Here is an 18768-nt window from a genome sequence, read left to right as displayed (position 1 = left end):
GTTTTTTAGGTAATGTTAAAGAGAGAAGTAAATGGAAGGACCTTAGCTAGTCAGAGCTGAGCGAGCCGCCTCCACTTTAAGGTTGGTATCCAGTTCCAGCGGCTAGAATCTCCGGCCGTTTCACTCTCTCGCTCGAAGCGAAAAGCGCTTCAAGGTCGAGAGCTTGAAGTGTCCTGGATTCTGAACGAGCCGCTTTCGCTTTTAATTTTTAAAAAGACAAAAACAGGTAGTTGCAAAATGGAGTTAGCCTTGTTATAATTTCATCATATGTGTTTCATCAATATAGTTGTGCAAGCAGCTGAAGATGAAAAACTCTGTTTCGAAAATGATTCAGGGCGGAAGGAGATGAAAAGAATGAAAGCAGGAATCCATCCAAATTACAATAAAGTTGTATTTATGGACACGAACACAGGCTTCAAATTCTTAAGCGGGTCTACTAAAGGCTCTAGCGAGACTGTTGAGTGGGAAGATGGTAACACTTATCCATTACTAAAAATTGAGATCAGTTCTGATTCTCACCCATTCTACACTGGACGTCAGAAGTTTGCTACTGCAGACGGACGTGTTGACCGCTTCAATAAGAAATACGGTATTAAGTAATAAAGAACATAAAACAGGCAAGTGTATGTATTCGCTTGTCTGTTTTTTTTGCGAAAATATTAAACCTTTACCCTACTTTGGATTAGGAAAGTAGATGAAAGGAGAGCTCAATGTACTTAATGAATCAAAATGGTTGGATTGAAGTGATTTGCGGGAGTATGTTTTCTGGAAAATCAGAAGAGCTCATCCGCCGTATACGACGTACACAATTTGCGAAACAATATGCAATTGTATTTAAACCATGTATTGATAATCGTTATAGTGAAGAAGATGTTGTATCACATAATGGATCAAAGGTTAAAGCGGTTTCTGTTTCAGCTTCAAAAGATATATTTAACCATGTAACAGAAGAAATGGATGTTATTGCAATCGATGAGGTGCAATTTTTTGATGGGGACATTGTGGAAGTGGTGCAAATATTGGCAAATCGTGGCTATCGTGTCATTGTAGCTGGTTTAGACCAAGATTTCCGTGGTCTACCATTTGGACAAGTTCCTCAGCTGATGGCGATTGCTGAACATGTAACTAAATTGCAGGCAGTTTGCTCTGAATGTGGATCTCCAGCAAGTCGTACGCAACGTCTAATTGATGGAGAACCAGCGGCATTTGATGATCCGATCATTTTAGTTGGGGCTTCAGAGTCGTATGAACCACGTTGTCGTCATTGTCATGCAGTACCTACAAACAAAGATAAGTAAAACTCGCTATGTAGGGCGGGTTTTTTTCAAAATAGAGAGAATGAGCGGTGCGAGCCGGCTCCGCTTTTAAATATTATCTAGTTCCGGTGGCTAGCTCTTCGCATCTAAGAACCTTCCGCTTGAAAGGTAAAAAGCACCTTTAGGGCGAAAGAACCTTAGCTGGTCAGAGCTGGACGAGCCACCTACACTTTTAAATTTATTATCTAGCTCCAGCGGCTAGAATCTCCGGCCATTTCACTCTCTCGCTCGAAGCAAAAAGCGCTTCAAGGTCGAGAGTTTGAAGTGTCCTGCGATTCTGAGCGAGCCGCTTGCGCTTTTAAATATAATTTGCGTTTTTTTGAGTAAGTACCATATACTATTTGTATTAGATACTAGGATGTAGAGGTGAATGATGTGTTAGATCGTTTGCAAGCTGTAGAAGATCGTTATGAGAAGTTAAATGAATTGTTAAGTGACCCAGAGGTTATTAGCGATACAAATAAGCTTCGTGAGTATTCAAAGGAACAATCTGATATACAAGAAACGGTAGAGGTGTACCGTGAGTACAAAGATACTCGTGAGCAATTAAAAGATGCGAAAGCAATGTTAGAAGACAAGTTAGATGCTGATATGCGTGACATGGTAAAAGAGGAAGTTTCTGAATTAGAAGGTCAAGAGAAGACTTTATCAGAGCGTCTGAAAGTTTTACTTGTTCCAAAAGATCCTAATGATGATAAGAACGTTATCGTCGAGGTTCGTGGAGCTGCTGGCGGTGATGAAGCAGCTTTATTCGCTGGTGATTTATACCGTATGTATAGCCGTTATGCTGAGGTACAAGGTTGGAAAACTGAAATTATTGAGGCTAGCTATACAGAACTAGGTGGATATAAAGAGATTATCTTTATGATTAACGGTAAAGGTGCGTTCGCGAAGCTGAAATTCGAGAATGGTGCTCACCGTGTACAACGTGTTCCTGAAACGGAATCTGGTGGACGTATTCATACATCTACAGCAACTGTAGCTGTATTACCAGAGGCAGAAGAAGTAGAAATTACTATTCATGAAAAAGATGTTCGTGTTGATACATTTGCTTCTAGTGGTCCTGGTGGACAAAGTGTTAATACAACAATGTCAGCGGTACGTTTAACGCATTTACCGACTGGTGTAGTTGTATCTTGTCAGGACGAGAAGTCACAAATTAAGAACAAAGAAAAAGCAATGAAAGTATTACGTGCACGTGTTTATGATAAATTTAGACAAGAAGCGCAAGCTGAATATGATCAAAACCGTAAGCAAGCTGTTGGTACAGGTGATCGTTCAGAGCGTATTCGTACGTATAATTTCCCGCAAAACCGTGTTACAGACCATCGAATCGGTTTAACGATTCAAAAGCTAGATCAAATCTTACAAGGTAAGTTAGATGACTTCATCAATGCCTTAGTGATGGAAGATCAGGCTCAAAAGATGGAGGCAGCTGAGTAATGCGTGTCTATGAAGCCCTGAAATGGGCTTCTTCTTTTTTACAGGAAAATGGACGAGATGAAAATGCGGGAGAAATCGTCCTTTGTCATGTATTAAAGACGAATAGAACAGGATTGCTCATGAATATGCGTGAAGAAATCACTGCGGAACAGGAGAGTAGTTTTGTAGAGGTTATCAATAAGCACGTAGAAGGTATTCCGATTCAATATATGATTGGCTATGAAATGTTTTATGGACGATCGTTCTTTGTGAATGAAGAAGTATTAATACCGAGACCGGAAACAGAAGAACTTATAGTGGGTGTATTAGAGAGAATTGAGCGCCATTTCGGTAATGAGAAACTGCATGTAGCGGATATTGGTACAGGTAGTGGAGCAATTTCTATTACGCTTGCTTTAGAAAATAAGGATCTTCATGTGTATACAGTAGATATTGCACAGGAATCGATTGACGTTGCGAAAGAAAATGCAAAAGCTTTAGGTGCAGAAGTAACATTCTATCATGGTGATTTATTATCGCCATTTTATAAATCTGGTCAAAAGTTAGATATTGTTGTTTCTAATCCACCATATATACCAGAAGAGGACTGGCGTGGTCTTTCTACTGTTGTGAAAGAGCATGAACCAAAAAGAGCTCTTGTCGGTGGCGAAGATGGACTTGATTTCTATCGTCGTTTTATGGAAGAATTACCGAGCGTATTGCAGAAAAAAGCGATTGTGGCGTTTGAAATTGGAGTAGGACAAGGTGAAGATGTAAAGGCACTGCTGCAACAAACTTTTCCGCATGCTAACGTTGAGATTGTTCTTGATATTAATGGAAAAGATCGTATGGTATTTGCAGAGATGGAGTAAGGTTAAGCCTTACTCTATTTTTTTTGTGGAAAATTCATATAGATTTTGAATTTAATAGTTTAGAAAGCAGTAACTCTGTCCACACTGTTTCTAGAGGGGACGGTGGAGGAAATGAAAAAACAAGTTATTGCTTATCTTCTTCTATTATTAATTGGTGCACAGTTACTTGTGCATTTTGGATATATGAAAGCGGATGCGAAAGGGCCTTCTGTTATTCCGAAAGAGGCCGTTCGATTACGAATTTTAGCTAATAGTGATTCAGATAAAGATCAGGCGTTAAAGCGTAAAGTACGCGATGAAGTAAAAGCGCAAATTGATGGATGGGTAGCGGATTTAACTTCATTTGAAGAGGCACGAAAAGTAATTCAAAGCCATATTCCAGAAATCGAAAAAACAGTTGCAAATACATTGAAAAAAGAAGGAAGTAAAGAGACGTTTCAAGTGAAATTTAGTAAGAATGTAAAGTTTCCTACAAAGGTATATGGGAATTTTATTTATCCAGCCGGAGAATATGAAGCAGTACTAATTACAATTGGTGAAGGTGAAGGGGCGAACTGGTGGTGTGTATTATTTCCACCGATGTGTTTCTTAGATTTTTCGAGTGGTACAGCTGTAAGAAAAGAAGAACATGTTGTGAAAGCTGAATCACCTGAAGAGGAGACAGTGAAGCAACCGGAAGAGGAGATAGTAGATGCGCCAGAGAAAAAAGAGGATAAGGTGAAGGAGACGAAAGATGCAAAGAAGGAAGTAGTAAAAAAAGTAACGGATTCTGAAAAGAAAGTGATAAAAAATGAAACAAAAGTCGAAGAACAGCCTGTAAGTAAAGAAGAAACAAAAACTGTGGAAAAAGTGGAGAAGCCTGTGGAGAAAAAGAAAGAAAAACAAAATGAGTATGTAAAAGTAGAAGAGGAAGAAGAAAAACCTGAAGTTAAATTGTTTATCGTCGAAGCTTTTACCTCTTTATTCTCTAAATAGTACTATTAATAAATCTCTCCTCATATATAAAAAAGAGGAGGGATTTATTATGAAGAAGGTTTATTTTGCTACAAAAGCAGATGTGGAAAGATTGCATGCATTTTTCGGACAAGCTAATAAAAAAGATGATAAAATAAATGAGTTGTACTCCCAATTTATGATTTTGGAAGAGGCGGAAGAAATACGAGCCGTAATTGGTTATGAACAAGATGAGAAAGATGTGCTTATTCGTTCTTGTTTATTCACACCTGGTGTGGATAAACAGACTTTCTTATATTTTTTTGAAATGTTTTTGCAGTATATGAAAGAAAAAAGTGTTCAGCAATTATACTTACTAACAAATCATCCACAATCTATGACGATCTTTCAGTTTTTTGGGTTTGCTACTATAGAAAAAGATGAGGTTCCAGAGGGGATTCAACAGTTAGAACATTTTTGTAAAAATATAAAAGAGCCAAATGCAATAATACTAAATTGTCAGCTATTCACAAAGTTATCCACAGATTAATTGGGTTTATCCACATTTTGTGGATAAACCTTGTTTGTCTTTTGGATAAATCTCATAGTAAACTAAAAATAGACAAGTATTTAAAGGCAGAAAAGGACGTGGAAAAAAATGCATACAAATATGTGGGTTGTGGATAATGTTGTGGAAAGAAAAAAATATTATCCACAGTTACAAGAAGCAGCAAGATTATTAAAGGAAAATGAAGCGATTGCCTTCCCTACGGAAACGGTATATGGGCTAGGTGCGAACGCGATGAATGATGAAGCAATCGCGAAAATTTTTGAAGCGAAAGGGAGACCAAGTGATAATCCACTTATTGTCCACATAGGTACAAAAACGCAGTTAGATGGGATAGTAAAGGAAATTCCACCGGTGGCAGAGAAGTTAATGGAGCACTTTTGGCCAGGACCATTAACAATTATTTTGCCAAGAAAAGAAGGTATTTCAGAGAAGGTAACAGCAGGGCTGAAAACGGTTGGGGTAAGAATGCCCGATCACCCAGTAGCACTTGCTCTTATTGAGGAGGCAAATGTACCAGTTGCAGCACCGAGTGCGAATCGTTCAGGGCGTCCAAGTCCAACGTTAGCTTCCCACGTATATGAAGATTTGAATGGGAAGATTGCAGGTATTGTTGATGGCGGTGCAACGGGAGTAGGCGTTGAATCGACTGTAATTGATTGTACGAGCAAGGTTCCGACAATTTTACGTCCAGGTGGGATTACGAAAGAACAATTGGAAGCGGTGATAGGTAATGTTTCTTTAGATCCGGCTTTAAAGGATGAGAAGGAAAAGCCGAAATCACCTGGGATGAAATATACACATTATGCACCCAAAGCTCCACTGAGTATTGTTGAAGGTTCACGTGAGTTTATTCAGCATCTTGTGGATAAGAAAAAGGAAGAAGGATTCAAAGTAGGTGTATTAACGACAGAAGAGTATCAGCATATGTATAGCGCAGATGTTGTACTATCTTGTGGTGTTCGAAGTGATTTGGCTAGCGTTGCAACTAAATTATATGATGTACTTAGAACGTTTGATGCAAGTGAAGTGGATGTTATTTTTAGTGAGTCGTTCCCAAATGAAGGAATAGGGAATGCAATTATGAATCGTTTAACAAAAGCAGCGGGACATCATATTATTACTGAATGATAAGGTACTGTTAGCAAACCGAATATTTCTCCTCGGATAAGCATATTTTGAAGTAGCACGTCCGGGGAGGGACATGAATGACATTTGAACAATTAGTACCTTTAATAATTATGGCATTTGCCTTAGGTATGGATGCATTTTCGGTGAGCCTAGGTATGGGGATGATGGCTTTAAAGGTGAGGCAAATCCTGTATATTGGTATGACAATCGGGATATTTCATATTATTATGCCCTTTATCGGAATGGTATTAGGACGTTTTCTATCAGAGAAATTTGGGGATGTTGCACATTTTGCAGGAGCTATTTTATTAATTGGGCTAGGCTTTTATATCGTATATTCGTCTATTTTAGAAAACGAAGAGACTAGAATGGCTCCTGTAGGAATTAGTTTATTTGTATTTGCATTTGGTGTCAGTATAGATAGTTTTTCAGTAGGTCTTAGTCTTGGTATTTATGGAGCACAGACGATTATTACGATATTATTGTTCGGCATTATTAGTATGTTATTAGCGTGGTTTGGTTTATTAATTGGTAGACATGCGAAAGGTATGCTCGGTACATATGGTGAGATAGTAGGTGGTATCATTCTGGTCGGATTTGGATTATATATCCTTTTTCCTATATAATTTTATGTAGGAGGGAATTATGAACACGCTATTGGAATGGTATGTTAAGTTTTTAACCTTCTTTCCTCGATGGCTAAGAAGATTTATAATTTGGGGTATTATTTTGCAAATTTCGATGTTAGGTTGGATTAAGTTAATTTGTGAATGGTGAGATGGTTCCTTTCTGTGCATATTTTGTTTGTACTATATTTATTGCACTAAAAATTACAGATATAGAAAGGATGAGATGAATGACGAGATTGAAGCAAGTTTTTGGTATTATTATTAGTTTTTTTGTTTTTTGGTTTAGTATGCTCGGTGTACAAATGTTTGCCGAGTTTTTAGATATTGAGTCATTGAAGTTTGTTGCGGGGAAAACTGAGGCAGCGCGTACCTTCTACTCTCCGTATCCATTTTTAATTGTTTTTCTCATTACATTGCTTTCTCTATACTTCTTAGTCATTAAGCTTGGGAAGCCAAAAAAAGAGAAAACGCCTACTTTAGAGGAAAAGAAGGAAGAATTACAGTGAAAAAATCCCCCGCTTTTAGCGGGGGATTTTATGTTTAGGTGATGGAAGTGAACGGGTCGCTTCCGCTTTTAGGTATGATCCAGCTCCAGCGGCTAGAATCTCCGGTCATTTCGCTCTCTCACTCGAAGCAAAAAGCGCTTCAAGGTCGAGAGCTCCAATGTCCTGCGATTCTGAACGAGCCGCTTCCGCTTTTAAATTGGCCTCACCAATTCAAATTGTTCTCCTAGTTTTGCGTAGTTGTGTCCTGCTAGGCGGCTTACTGGTTTTAGTCCTTCTGCGTGAATGCGGCCGTTTTCGTATAGATGTTCTGCGACGTGGAAACGAACGACGCGTCCAATTAGTAGATCGCAAGCGGGTGAGTCTTCTGTTCCACCAAGAGGAATTGCGCGTTCTAAAACGCATTCCATTCGAATGTTTGCTTCTTTTACACCTGGAACAGAGATGACGTCACTTTCAATTTGTGTTAGTTTTACTAATTCAATTTCACTCTCATTTGGCGGGAGATTAGCGGCTGTTTCGTTAATTGACTCTATATACGATTCATCAGAAATATGTACGACAAATTCTCCCTTTTCAATTGCGTTTCGAGAAGTGTCCTTTTGTTTTCCTTCTTTTCGTTGTACGGAAACGGATATAAGTGGTGGATTAGCAGCAACAATATTGAAATAACTATATGGTGCTCCATTTAATACGCCGTCTTTTGTTACAGAAGTAACGAATGCAACGGGGCGAGGGATGATACTCCCTGTAAGTAATTTATAATTATCTTTTTCAGTTTGTTCGTTTGGGTTAATGGATAACATGTTTGTAATCTCCTTTCTAAATATGAATACTTATTGTTTGTTTACAAGATACTAGTGAGAAACTCCTGCTGAAAATAATATTTTTTTAACGATGTAAAAAAGAGATTACCTCAATTGTACTGAAGTAATCTCTTCTTTTGTGAATATCTCGAAATGAAGATAAATATTATAGTAAAACGTATGCGCCAGGTCCGATTAAAGCGACACCAATAGCAACAGCGATTAGTATTAAATTGTATTCAAATCCGTCTTGTGTTACCCAGTAACCATTTTTCCCATGAACAGTGAAGATTGCCATTAACATTGTTCCGACGATAAATAATGAACCGATTGCAGTGAAAATACCGGATGCGAATAAGAAACCACCTAATAGTTCAGTTGCGCCAGCCATAAATGCCATAAATACACCAGGGCGTAAACCGATTGACTCCATCCAGCCACCTGTTCCTTTTAAACCGTAACCACCGAACCAACCGAATAATTTTTGAGCACCATGACCCATGAATGTAATTCCTATAATAAGACGAATAATAAGAAGACCGATATCCATCATTTTAAAACCCCCTAAAAGTTATTAACTTATCTTATGTAAGTAATAATAAAATAGTTACTAACTTTAGTCAAGTAACTTTCGAAAAAAGTTTTAAATAAATTTTACAAATTAACAACAAAAAACAAAATGTAGTAAAGACTTCTAGACAAGTAAGGTGAAAAAAGAGAGAATACAAGTAGAAGTTAACCTCTTATTGTTATTCAGACAATCAGAATTGACTGGAATTTTACGAAGCGATACAATAAGAGTCTATTAGTAATGACGTAATTTATTTCGAAAGCGTTTTTACAGTATAATATTCGAAGTATGAAGTCTTACATGTGTCCCGATCTTTACTAGGGATTGCCCTATAAACTTTTAGGTAAATTATAAGGAGGACTATCCTATGTTTAAAAAATTATTCGGTCTTGGTTCAAAAACAAATGAAGAAACAATCGTAGCTCCATTAACTGGAGCAGTGAAAAATATTGAAGAAGTACCAGATCCAGTATTCGCTGGTCGTATGATGGGTGACGGTGTTGCAATCGATCCTACTGAAGGTGTAGTTGTATCTCCAGTTGATGGTGAAATCGTACAATTATTCCACACAAAACACGCTATTGGAATTAAAGCGAAAAACGGTACAGAAATTTTAATCCATGTTGGATTAGAAACTGTAAAAATGGAAGGCGAAGGTTTCGAAGCTCACGTTTCTGAAGGCCAAGCTGTAAAAGCTGGAGATAAATTAATCTCATTCGACTTAGAATTAATTCGTGAAAAAGCGAAAAGCACAATTACTCCAATCGTTATTACAAACACAGATGCGGCTGAGTCTATTAAGACAACTATAGGCGTAACAGCTACAAAAGGTTCAACAGAAGTAATGAAAGTTACAATGAAATAATTGTTGTATAAAAGGAATCCGTTTCATATGAAATGGATTCCTTATTTTTTATCGTATGTTTAGTAGGTATGTTAAAATACCCTGGGCACTTGGAAATAGGGTTTCACATATATGTGGAAAGGCGCATTTTTCTTAGAAAAATGCGCCTTTTGTATATTCACATTTCTTTTGTTCTATTCTAATGTAAGCTATTATTAAAGAGAAAAGATACAATATAAGGGGTGGGTTTGGATGAAACGAGTGTTATTTGTTTGCACTGGAAATACATGCCGTAGTCCGATGGCTGAGGCGTTACTACGTCATCATGGAGAAGGTAAGTTTGAAGTGCAATCTGCTGGTGTTTTCGCCTATCCTGGAAGCGATGCATCGGTTTATGCGAAAGAAGCACTGATTGAAAAAGGGATTTCAATTAATCATGCTTCAAAGCAGATAAATGAAACGTTGCTTGATTGGGCTGATATTGTAGTAACAATGACAGAAAATCATAAGGAAATTGTACTTGGGCATTATCCTAATATTGAACAGAAAGTGTATACACTGTATGGAGTAGCTGAAGGTGTAAATAAGGATATTTCTGATCCGTTTGGAGGTTCTCTTTCTATTTATAAGGAAACATTAAAAGAGATGGAAGGTCTTGTACAAACTTTATTGAAAAAACATTCAGAAGGTTGATGTTTCGTGTATAATACGATATTGGAGAACATTTCGCTTTATTGAGGTAGCGGACTGTATTATGAAGATAATGGATTGAAATTTTGGAGGGGTAAAAATGAAAGTAGTAGTAGCATCTGATCACGGCGGTATGAATATCCGTAAAGAACTTGTAAGTTTATTAGAAGAGTTAAATATTGAATATATTGATTTAGGCTGTGAATGTGAAGCTGGTTCTGTTGATTACCCTGATTTTGCGTTTCCAGCAGCAGAAATGGTAGCGAATGGTGAAGTAGATCGTGGCATTTTAGTTTGTGGGACAGGCATTGGTATGTCAATTGCAGCAAACAAAGTAAATGGTATTCGTTGTGCATTAGTTCATGATACTTTCAGCGCGAAAGCGACGAGAGAGCATAATGACACGAACATGCTAGCAATGGGCGAGCGTGTAATTGGAGCTGGCTTAGCACGTGATATCGCAAAAATTTGGTTAACGACTGACTATGAAGGTGGACGTCACGAAAACCGTGTAGGAAAAATTAAAACGTACGAAACAAAATAATAGATTCTAACTATAAGTAGTATGAAATATAATTTGGTGAACCAACCTGTGAAAGGAAGAGGCGTAATGACAGAAATCGTAAAGGTAAGAGAACAGCTACAAATGTCGCTTTCTGATTTCCAAGAGCAAGCTTCATTACAAAGTGGTCAAATTTTTGTAGTGGGATGTAGCACGAGCGAAGTGCTAGGTGAAAGAATTGGAACATCAGGGACGATGGAAGTAGCGGAAGCGATTTTTTCTGAGTTAAAACAATTTCAAGAGCAAACAGGTATCGAATTGGCTTTTCAATGTTGTGAGCATTTAAACCGTGCTTTAGTAGTTGAGAGAGATGTAGCGATGAAATATCAATTTGAAATTGTAACAGTTACGCCTGTTAGATCAGCAGGTGGTGCATTGGGAACATATGCGTATCATAATTTGAAAGATCCGGTAGTAGTTGAATTTATTAAAGCGGATGCTGGAATGGATATTGGCGATACATTTATCGGTATGCATTTAAAGCATGTAGCTGTTCCGGTTCGTACAAGTGTGAAGGAAATTGGAAATGCGCATGTAACAATGGCGAAAACACGTGGAAAACTAATTGGTGGAGCACGTGCTGTTTATGCGGCGGCAGAAGAAACTATTACTTGCCGTTAAATATGAAAAATTAGGAAGTCTTATAACAGCTTTTTATTATAAGATAAAAGGTACGTTGTCTGACTTTATAATAGAAGAAAGAAAAGACCGATTTTCGGTCTTTTTTTTCTTTTATGATATAGAAAGTCATGTTAGAATGTAGTTGAAAACATGAAGGTTCGAAAGAATTACAACCTGAATTTTCGTTTTTTCTGAATAAATAAGAAAAAACTATTGGGAATCGATGTAATTCGTTCAGAAAAGGGGGATTTTGGTGGATCATTTAAAACGTCAAGATGAAAAGGTATTTGCTGCAATTGAGGCAGAACTAGGAAGACAGCGTTCAAAGATCGAGTTAATTGCTTCAGAAAACTTTGTAAGTGAAGCAGTAATGGAAGCACAAGGTTCTGTTTTAACGAATAAGTATGCTGAAGGATATCCTGGAAAACGTTACTATGGTGGCTGTGAGCACGTAGACGTAGTAGAAGATATCGCACGTGATCGCGTGAAAGAAATTTTTGGCGCAGAGCACGTAAATGTTCAGCCGCATTCTGGTGCACAAGCGAACATGGCAGTATACTTCACAATTTTAGAGCAAGGCGATACAGTACTTGGTATGAATTTATCTCATGGTGGTCACTTAACACACGGAAGCCCTGTTAACTTCAGTGGAGTACAATATAATTTCGTAGAATATGGCGTGGATGCTGATTCTCACCGTATTAATTACGATGATGTATTAGCAAAAGCGAAAGAACATAAACCAAAATTAATCGTTGCAGGTGCGAGTGCGTACCCTCGTGTTATCGATTTCAAACGATTCCGTGAGATTGCAGATGAAGTGGGCGCATACTTAATGGTTGATATGGCACATATCGCTGGTTTAGTAGCTGCAGGTTTACATCCAAACCCAGTACCACATGCACATTTCGTTACAACAACAACACATAAAACATTACGTGGTCCACGTGGCGGTATGATTTTATGTGAAGAGCAATTTGCAAAACAAATTGATAAATCAATCTTCCCTGGTATTCAAGGTGGCCCACTTATGCACGTAATCGCTGCAAAAGCTGTTGCGTTTGGTGAGGCACTTCAAGATGATTTTAAAACATATGCACAAAATATCATTAATAATGCGAACCGTTTAGCTGAAGGCCTTCAAAAAGAAGGACTTACACTTGTTTCTGGTGGAACAGACAATCACTTAATCTTGATTGATGTTCGTAACTTAGAAATCACAGGTAAAGTAGCAGAGCACGTATTAGATGAAGTTGGTATTACAGTGAACAAAAATACAATTCCATTTGAAACAGCAAGCCCATTTGTAACAAGCGGTGTACGTATCGGTACGGCGGCTGTAACATCTCGTGGTTTCGGATTAGAAGAAATGGATGAAATTGCGGCACTTATTGCCTATACATTAAAAAATCATGAGAATGAGGCTGCATTAGAAGAGGCGCGTAAGCGTGTAGAAGCGTTAACGAGCAAATTCCCAATGTATACAGACCTATAATAGATTGAAAGAGACTGCTAAAACGTAATAGTTTTGGCAGTCTTTTTTCTTGGACATATATTGTTTTTTAAGTATGTATACAAATGATGAATAAATTTTGGCGATATAATGAAGGATACAGCTCCCATAATTGGTAAAGATACTAGATAGATTCATGCAAAATCATGATTTTTCCAAATTTGCCCTTGAATATTAGTAGCGTTTTCTTTACAATCGTAAATAGTGTAAAAAAGCGTATAAACGCATGAATATCATCTAAAGGAGAGATTCACATGGGAAAACTGTATGTATTTGATCACCCGTTAATTCAACATAAGATTACATATATTCGCGATAAGAATACAGGTACGAAAGATTTTCGTGAATTAGTGGACGAAGTAGCAAGTTTAATGGCTTTCGAAATTACTCGCGACCTTCCACTTAAAGACATTGAAATTGAAACACCTGTAAGCAAAGCGACAACAAAAGTGATCGCTGGTAAAAAACTCGGTTTAATTCCGATTTTACGTGCAGGTTTAGGAATGGTTGATGGAATTCTGAAATTAATTCCAGCAGCAAAAGTAGGACACGTTGGTTTATATCGTGACCCTGAAACATTGCAACCGGTAGAATACTATGTGAAACTTCCAACGGATGTAGAAGAGCGTGACTTCATCGTACTAGATCCGATGCTAGCGACAGGTGGTTCTGCTGCTGAAGCAATTAATTCTCTGAAAAAGCGCGGTGCGAAACAAATTAAATTAATGTGTATCGTAGCTGCTCCAGAAGGAGTAAAAGTAGTACAAGAAGAACATCCTGATGTTGATATTTATGTAGCAGCATTAGATGAAAAATTAAATGACCATGGATATGTAGTACCAGGTCTTGGTGATGCTGGTGACCGTTTATTCGGAACGAAGTAAGACAACAGACGAGAGGGGAGTCCCCTCTCGTCTTTTTTTGCCCAGAACGTGCAGGGGAGGGGAAGATAAATATACAGGGTATATACAACATAAGTTACATACACATCACATATAATATAGAAGTCTTACGTCTAGGGAACACTATAATATGGAAGGAAAGCGCTATATCTTAAAAATAAAATAGTGACAAACTTGTGAACATTTTCTTCTATTATAAAGAGAAAACTGTTAGAAATTGCATATCTCTAACCAGTATTTAGAAGGGGAACGTTTTCATTTTTGGGAGGAAATGACTAATACTCAAATTTTTTGATTTTTTACGATTTCTCGTTGACACTGTTAATACCCTATTGTATGCTAACAACGGGGATAGATGGTAGGGCTTTCAGTGACAAAAATGCATCTATTCCGTGACGAAAATGTAAACTTTTTATTTTGTATAGAATTTATGCAGAAAAATGAGTTATTATTAACACATCGTGAATGAGGGTTACATATTGGAGGGATGAATCCTTGCAAAAAAACGATCGCAGCCATATAAAAGCTTATGCTTTAATGTCAGGAATTCTTGCTCAGTTAGTCGGTTCTATTCTTATTGGAATCTTTGGGGGGCAATGGATTGATAATAAGGTTGGAACGTTTCCATTGTTTCTTATAATAGGTTTATTACTAGGATTAGGAACAGGGGTATACGCAATGATTCGACTCATTCGACATTACTATTCGGGAGAGCAATGATGATAGACGTACATGGACTTGTCCAAAGACAAAAGAAATATATGTACTACTTGCTTGCGCTTCTAGTGCTAGGATGGGGATTTACCTCTTACAAGGATGTATTTCTTGGGCTGATTATCGGAACGATTTTCAGTTTTCTTAGTTTGCGCATCATTGCACGTAGAACAGACAAGCTGTTAGATCGCGTAACAAATGGAGAAAACGTGAAGTTTAAAGCAACAGCGGTAAGTACATATTCAAGATTCGCCACGATTGGATTATTGATTTTATTTGCAGCCAAATATCAAGAATTAATTGCGATGTGGGGCTTAGGTGTAGGATTGCTGACAGGATACCTTGTCATGATCATAGATTTTCTTTATTTAGAGTATACGAGCAGGGAAGAGAGGTGAATTACTAGTGGAACACGGTAAATTAGTTGAATTTCTAGGTTTAACGTTCGATTTGTCATCAGTTATGATGGTTACTGTAGCAGCAGTTATTGTTTTCTTAATCGCTGTTATAGGAACTCGCAGTTTAGCCCTTCGCCCAACCGGGATGCAAAACTTCATGGAATGGGTGTTTGATTTCGTGAAAGGGATTATCAATAGTACGATGGACTGGAAAACAGGTGGACGCTTCTTAACGCTTGGCGTTACGCTTATCATGTTTATCATCGTATCGAACTTCCTTGGTTTACCATTCATGTATTCAACAGTTGAGGCTGGCGAACATATTGCATGGTGGAGATCACCAACGTCTGATCCAGCAGTTACATTAACATTAGCCGTGATGGTAGTTACCCTCACCCATTATTATGGAATTAAGATGAAGGGTACGAAAGAATACGTAAAAGGTTATTTCCAACCGATGAAATTCTTATTCCCATTAAAGGTTATTGAGGAGTTTGCTAACACATTAACGTTAGGTCTTCGTTTATTTGGTAACATTTATGCAGGTGAGATCTTATTAGGATTACTTGCTAAGTTAGGCGGGGCATCAGCTCTTGGAGCATTAGGTGCACTTGTACCGATGTTAGCATGGATGGGATTCAGTGTATTCGTTGGATCAATCCAGTCATTTATTTTCGTAATGTTAACGATGGTTTATATGGCTCATAAAGTAAGCCATGACCATTAATATAATTTAAGTAAGAAAAAATTTATTTTTTTATAATACAAAGGAGGACAAATTAAATGAGTTTAGGTGTAATCGCAGCTGCAATTGCAATTGGTTTATCAGCATTAGGTGCAGGTATTGGTAACGGTCTTATCGTATCACGTACAATCGAAGGTGTTGCTCGTCAACCAGAATTAAAAGGCGCACTTCAAACAATTATGTTCATCGGGGTTGCTTTAGTTGAGGCACTTCCAATCATCGGTGTAGTTATTGCTTTCATCGTAATGAACAAATAAGGGAGACTCCCCTTACATAGATGGCGAAGAGTGTTTTTTGAACTTTCTTCGCCATTGCTTTATGAACGAAACGTATGTCTTTTTTTTTCATATGATCAATTTAGATATTTTGAAGGGAGTGAATCCTTGTGCCAACTTTATTATTAGGGGCTGCCATTCCATTTGGAACGATTGCTTATACATTGTTCATTTTCTTACTTCTATTAGTAATGCTACGCAAATTTGCGTGGGGTCCTTTAATGGGAATTATGAAAGAACGTGAAGAGCATGTTACTAATGAAATCGACGCTGCAGAAAGAAGTAACGCTGAAGCGAAGAAATTAGTAGAAGAACAACGTGAGATGTTAAAACAATCGCGTGTTGAAGCACAAGAGTTAATCGAAAGAGCGAAAAAACAAGCTGTAGATCAAAAAGATGTTATTGTTGCTGCTGCGAAAGAAGAAGCAGAATCAATTAAAGCATCTGCTGTACAAGAAATTCAACGCGAAAAAGAGCAAGCAATTGCTGCTTTACAAGAACAAGTTGCTTCTTTATCTGTTCAAATTGCTTCTAAAGTAATTGAAAAAGAATTAAAAGAAGAAGATCAAGTGAAGTTAATTCGCGATTATATTAAAGAAGTAGGAGAAGCGCGATGAGCAATGGGATTGTAGCAAAACGTTATGCTGTCGCTCTTTTTAAAATTGCAAAAGAAAAACACGTATTAGAAATGTTTGAAGAGGAATTACGCCTTGTACAAAACGTTTATGTAAAGAACGGAGAACTACATAGCTTTTTAACGCAACCGAACATTTCAAAAGAGCAGAAGAAAACGTTTCTTGCAAACGTATTCGGATCTGTTTCTGAATCTATTTTAAATACGTTATATATTTTAATTGATAACAAGCGCATTGATATCTTACCTGAAATTGCAAATGAATATGTTGTTCTTGCTAATGAAGAACGCAACGTAGCGGATGCAACTGTATATTCTATTCGTCTTCTATCAGAAGAAGAGAAGCTTAACATTGCAGAAGCATTTGCAAAGAAAACGGGAAAAGATGCAATTCGCGTGAAAAATGTTGTAGATGAAGATTTACTAGGCGGCATTAAAGTACGTATTGGAAATCGCATTTATGACGGAAGTTTACAAGGCAAATTAGCACGTATTCAACGTGAATTAATGAAGAATAGATAGGGGTGAAGCACATGAGCATCAGAGCTGAGGAAATTAGCGCACTGATAAAGCAACAAATCGAGAACTATCAGTCTGAAATCGAAGTTAGTGATGTTGGTACAGTTATCCAAGTTGGTGACGGTATCGCGCGTGCTCATGGTCTTGATAACGTTATGGCTGGTGAACTTGTAGAGTTCTCTAACGGCGTTATGGGACTAGCACAAAACTTAGAAGAAAACAACGTAGGTATCATTATTTTAGGACCTTACACAGAAATCCGTGAAGGTGACGAAGTTCGTCGTACTGGTCGCATCATGCAAGTACCAGTAGGAAAAGAACTAATCGGTCGTGTTGTAAACCCATTAGGTCAACCAGTTGATGGTTTAGGCCCAATCAATACAACAAACACTCGTCCAATCGAAAGTCCAGCACCAGGTGTAATGGATCGTAAATCTGTTCATGAGCCACTTCAAACAGGTATTAAAGCGATCGATGCTCTTGTACCAATTGGCCGTGGTCAACGTGAGTTAATCATTGGTGACCGTCAAACAGGTAAAACAGCAGTTGCACTTGATACAATCATCAACCAAAAAGATGAAGATATGATTTGTATCTATGTAGCTATCGGACAAAAAGAATCAACTGTACGTAACGTAGTAGAAACACTACGTAAGCACGGTGCATTAGATTACACAATCGTTGTAACTGCATCTGCTTCTCAACCAGCTCCATTATTATACCTAGCTGCTTATGCTGGTGTAACAATGGGTGAAGAGTTCATGTACAATGGTAAACACGTATTAGTAGTATATGATGACTTATCAAAACAAGCAGCGGCTTACCGTGAGCTGTCATTACTATTACGTCGTCCTCCAGGTCGTGAAGCTTATCCAGGGGATGTATTCTACCTACATTCTCGCTTATTAGAGCGTGCAGCAAAATTAAGTGATGCAAGAGGCGGCGGTTCTTTAACTGCACTACCTTTCATCGAAACACAAGCAGGGGACGTATCAGCTTACATCCCAACAAACGTAATCTCGATTACGGATGGACAAATCTTCTTACAATCTGACCTATTCTTCTCTGGCGTACGTCCAGCGATCGATGCGGGTACTTCTGTATCTCGTGTTGGTGGATCTGCTCAGATTAAAGCGATGAGTAAAGTATCAGGTACACTTCGTCTTGACCTTGCATCTTACCGTGAGTTAGAAGCGTTCGCTCAGTTCGGTTCTGACCTTGATAAAGCAACACAAGCGAAATTAAACCGTGGTGCTCGTACAGTTGAGGTATTAAAACAAGGATTACACAAACCGTTACGTGTAGAGAAACAAGTTATTATTCTTTACGCTTTAACACGTGGATTCCTAGATGATATCCCAGTAGTAGATATCACTCGTTTCGAAGAAGAATTCCATGCTTGGTTAGATTCAAATGCAACTGACTTATTAGAAGAAATCCGCACAACTAAGAAACTTGCGGATGACGACAAATTTGCAGCAGCAATTAATGGATTTAAAAAAGTATTCGTAGCTTCTGAATAATAAATAAAAGCTTCAGCGGCTCATTCAAGCCGCTGAAGCTAGATCATATAAAAGGCATCTCAATTTCTGAGATTGCT

Annotated in this window: 25 protein-coding genes; 23 read left to right on the top strand and 2 right to left on the bottom strand. The window is 37.9% G+C overall.

The window, feature by feature from the left end; genetic code table 11:
• Positions 1-354: 354 nt before the first annotated feature.
• The 9 genes from COI75_RS01390 (at position 355) to COI75_RS01345 (ending at position 7377) form a co-directional block, all read left to right on the top strand.
• Entirely contained in the window at positions 355-600 is a 246-nt protein-coding gene (locus COI75_RS01390) for a type B 50S ribosomal protein L31 (RefSeq protein ID WP_000643447.1), read from the top strand.
• A gap of 110 nt (positions 601-710) precedes the next feature.
• Positions 711-1298, top strand: a complete 588-nt coding sequence (locus tag COI75_RS01385) for a thymidine kinase (RefSeq protein WP_000281089.1) — start codon at positions 711-713, stop codon at positions 1296-1298.
• Positions 1299-1691: 393 nt separating this feature from the next.
• Positions 1692-2759: a peptide chain release factor 1 gene (gene prfA, locus COI75_RS01375; protein WP_002095106.1), complete on the top strand. Its 1068-nt coding sequence runs from the start codon at positions 1692-1694 to the stop codon at positions 2757-2759.
• Positions 2759-3610: a peptide chain release factor N(5)-glutamine methyltransferase gene (gene prmC / locus COI75_RS01370; RefSeq protein WP_001267037.1), complete on the top strand. Its 852-nt coding sequence runs from the start codon at positions 2759-2761 to the stop codon at positions 3608-3610. The genes prfA and prmC overlap by 1 nt, the downstream gene beginning before the upstream one ends.
• Before the next feature lie 111 nt (positions 3611-3721).
• Positions 3722-4585, top strand: a complete 864-nt coding sequence (gene spoIIR / locus COI75_RS01365; RefSeq protein WP_000745074.1) for a stage II sporulation protein R — start codon at positions 3722-3724, stop codon at positions 4583-4585.
• Positions 4586-4634: 49 nt separating this feature from the next.
• Positions 4635-5093, top strand: coding sequence for a hypothetical protein (locus tag COI75_RS01360; RefSeq protein ID WP_000758429.1), 459 nt, complete (start codon positions 4635-4637; stop codon positions 5091-5093).
• A 108-nt stretch (positions 5094-5201) separates the two neighbouring features.
• Positions 5202-6242 (top strand): L-threonylcarbamoyladenylate synthase, encoded by a 1041-nt coding sequence (locus tag COI75_RS01355; protein WP_000557364.1) that lies wholly within the window; start codon positions 5202-5204, stop codon positions 6240-6242.
• Positions 6243-6319: 77 nt separating this feature from the next.
• Entirely contained in the window at positions 6320-6868 is a 549-nt protein-coding gene (locus tag COI75_RS01350; protein WP_000142495.1) for a manganese efflux pump MntP, read from the top strand.
• Between the two features lie 230 nt (positions 6869-7098).
• On the top strand, positions 7099-7377 hold the full coding sequence (locus COI75_RS01345) for a DUF3935 domain-containing protein (RefSeq protein ID WP_000197484.1): 279 nt from the start codon (positions 7099-7101) through the stop codon (positions 7375-7377).
• A 191-nt stretch (positions 7378-7568) separates the two neighbouring features.
• Here COI75_RS01345 and COI75_RS01340 read toward each other — a convergent pair whose 3' ends face one another.
• Both COI75_RS01340 and COI75_RS01335 read right to left on the bottom strand, forming a co-directional pair.
• Positions 7569-8180: a flavin reductase family protein gene (locus tag COI75_RS01340; protein WP_000949052.1), complete on the bottom strand. Its 612-nt coding sequence runs from the start codon at positions 8178-8180 to the stop codon at positions 7569-7571.
• 166 nt (positions 8181-8346) lie between these two features.
• Positions 8347-8733 carry a DoxX family protein gene (locus COI75_RS01335; protein WP_000968693.1) on the bottom strand — a complete coding sequence of 129 codons (387 nt, stop codon included), beginning with the start codon at positions 8731-8733 and terminating at the stop codon, positions 8347-8349.
• A 385-nt stretch (positions 8734-9118) separates the two neighbouring features.
• Between COI75_RS01335 and COI75_RS01330 the strand changes: the two genes are divergently transcribed.
• The 14 genes from COI75_RS01330 to atpA all read left to right on the top strand — a co-directional run bounded on the left by COI75_RS01330 (position 9119) and on the right by atpA (position 18691).
• On the top strand, positions 9119-9616 hold the full coding sequence (locus COI75_RS01330) for a PTS sugar transporter subunit IIA (RefSeq protein WP_000473664.1): 498 nt from the start codon (positions 9119-9121) through the stop codon (positions 9614-9616).
• 231 nt (positions 9617-9847) lie between these two features.
• On the top strand, positions 9848-10288 hold the full coding sequence (locus COI75_RS01325; protein WP_000832362.1) for a low molecular weight protein arginine phosphatase: 441 nt from the start codon (positions 9848-9850) through the stop codon (positions 10286-10288).
• A 97-nt stretch (positions 10289-10385) separates the two neighbouring features.
• Entirely contained in the window at positions 10386-10829 is a 444-nt protein-coding gene (gene rpiB, locus COI75_RS01320) for a ribose 5-phosphate isomerase B (protein WP_000869917.1), read from the top strand.
• Positions 10830-10850: 21 nt separating this feature from the next.
• On the top strand, positions 10851-11468 hold the full coding sequence (locus tag COI75_RS01315) for a TIGR01440 family protein (RefSeq protein WP_141530718.1): 618 nt from the start codon (positions 10851-10853) through the stop codon (positions 11466-11468).
• A 253-nt stretch (positions 11469-11721) separates the two neighbouring features.
• Positions 11722-12963 carry a serine hydroxymethyltransferase gene (glyA, locus tag COI75_RS01310; RefSeq protein WP_000349803.1) on the top strand — a complete coding sequence of 414 codons (1242 nt, stop codon included), beginning with the start codon at positions 11722-11724 and terminating at the stop codon, positions 12961-12963.
• Positions 12964-13235: 272 nt separating this feature from the next.
• Positions 13236-13865 carry a uracil phosphoribosyltransferase gene (gene upp, locus COI75_RS01305; RefSeq protein ID WP_000517536.1) on the top strand — a complete coding sequence of 210 codons (630 nt, stop codon included), beginning with the start codon at positions 13236-13238 and terminating at the stop codon, positions 13863-13865.
• A 373-nt stretch (positions 13866-14238) separates the two neighbouring features.
• The gene (locus COI75_RS01300) at positions 14239-14352 is read left to right on the top strand and encodes a DUF4024 domain-containing protein (protein ID WP_000232963.1); all 114 of its coding nucleotides are present in this window, start codon (positions 14239-14241) and stop codon (positions 14350-14352) included.
• Positions 14353-14378: 26 nt separating this feature from the next.
• Positions 14379-14603 (top strand): AtpZ/AtpI family protein, encoded by a 225-nt coding sequence (locus COI75_RS01295; RefSeq protein ID WP_001171219.1) that lies wholly within the window; start codon positions 14379-14381, stop codon positions 14601-14603.
• On the top strand, positions 14603-14995 hold the full coding sequence (locus tag COI75_RS01290; protein WP_000567601.1) for an ATP synthase subunit I: 393 nt from the start codon (positions 14603-14605) through the stop codon (positions 14993-14995). Before COI75_RS01295 ends, COI75_RS01290 begins: the two co-directional genes overlap by 1 nt.
• A gap of 7 nt (positions 14996-15002) precedes the next feature.
• The gene (atpB, locus tag COI75_RS01285) at positions 15003-15722 is read left to right on the top strand and encodes a F0F1 ATP synthase subunit A (RefSeq protein WP_000399875.1); all 720 of its coding nucleotides are present in this window, start codon (positions 15003-15005) and stop codon (positions 15720-15722) included.
• Between the two features lie 56 nt (positions 15723-15778).
• Positions 15779-15997 (top strand): F0F1 ATP synthase subunit C, encoded by a 219-nt coding sequence (gene atpE, locus COI75_RS01280; protein WP_000052064.1) that lies wholly within the window; start codon positions 15779-15781, stop codon positions 15995-15997.
• Positions 15998-16125: 128 nt separating this feature from the next.
• A complete protein-coding gene (gene atpF, locus COI75_RS01275; protein ID WP_001142618.1) occupies positions 16126-16632 on the top strand; it encodes a F0F1 ATP synthase subunit B in 507 nt (168 codons plus the stop codon).
• A complete protein-coding gene (atpH, locus tag COI75_RS01270; RefSeq protein WP_000064685.1) occupies positions 16629-17171 on the top strand; it encodes a F0F1 ATP synthase subunit delta in 543 nt (180 codons plus the stop codon). The genes atpF and atpH overlap by 4 nt, the downstream gene beginning before the upstream one ends.
• Positions 17172-17182: 11 nt before the next feature.
• On the top strand, positions 17183-18691 hold the full coding sequence (atpA, locus tag COI75_RS01265) for a F0F1 ATP synthase subunit alpha (protein ID WP_000027511.1): 1509 nt from the start codon (positions 17183-17185) through the stop codon (positions 18689-18691).
• Positions 18692-18768: the final 77 nt, after the last annotated feature.

Source organism: Bacillus cereus (assembly GCF_002564555.1).
Classification (GTDB): domain Bacteria; phylum Bacillota; class Bacilli; order Bacillales; family Bacillaceae_G; genus Bacillus_A; species Bacillus_A cereus_K.
Note: the sequence above shows the minus strand (reverse complement) of the source record. Positions and strands in the feature narration are given on the sequence as shown.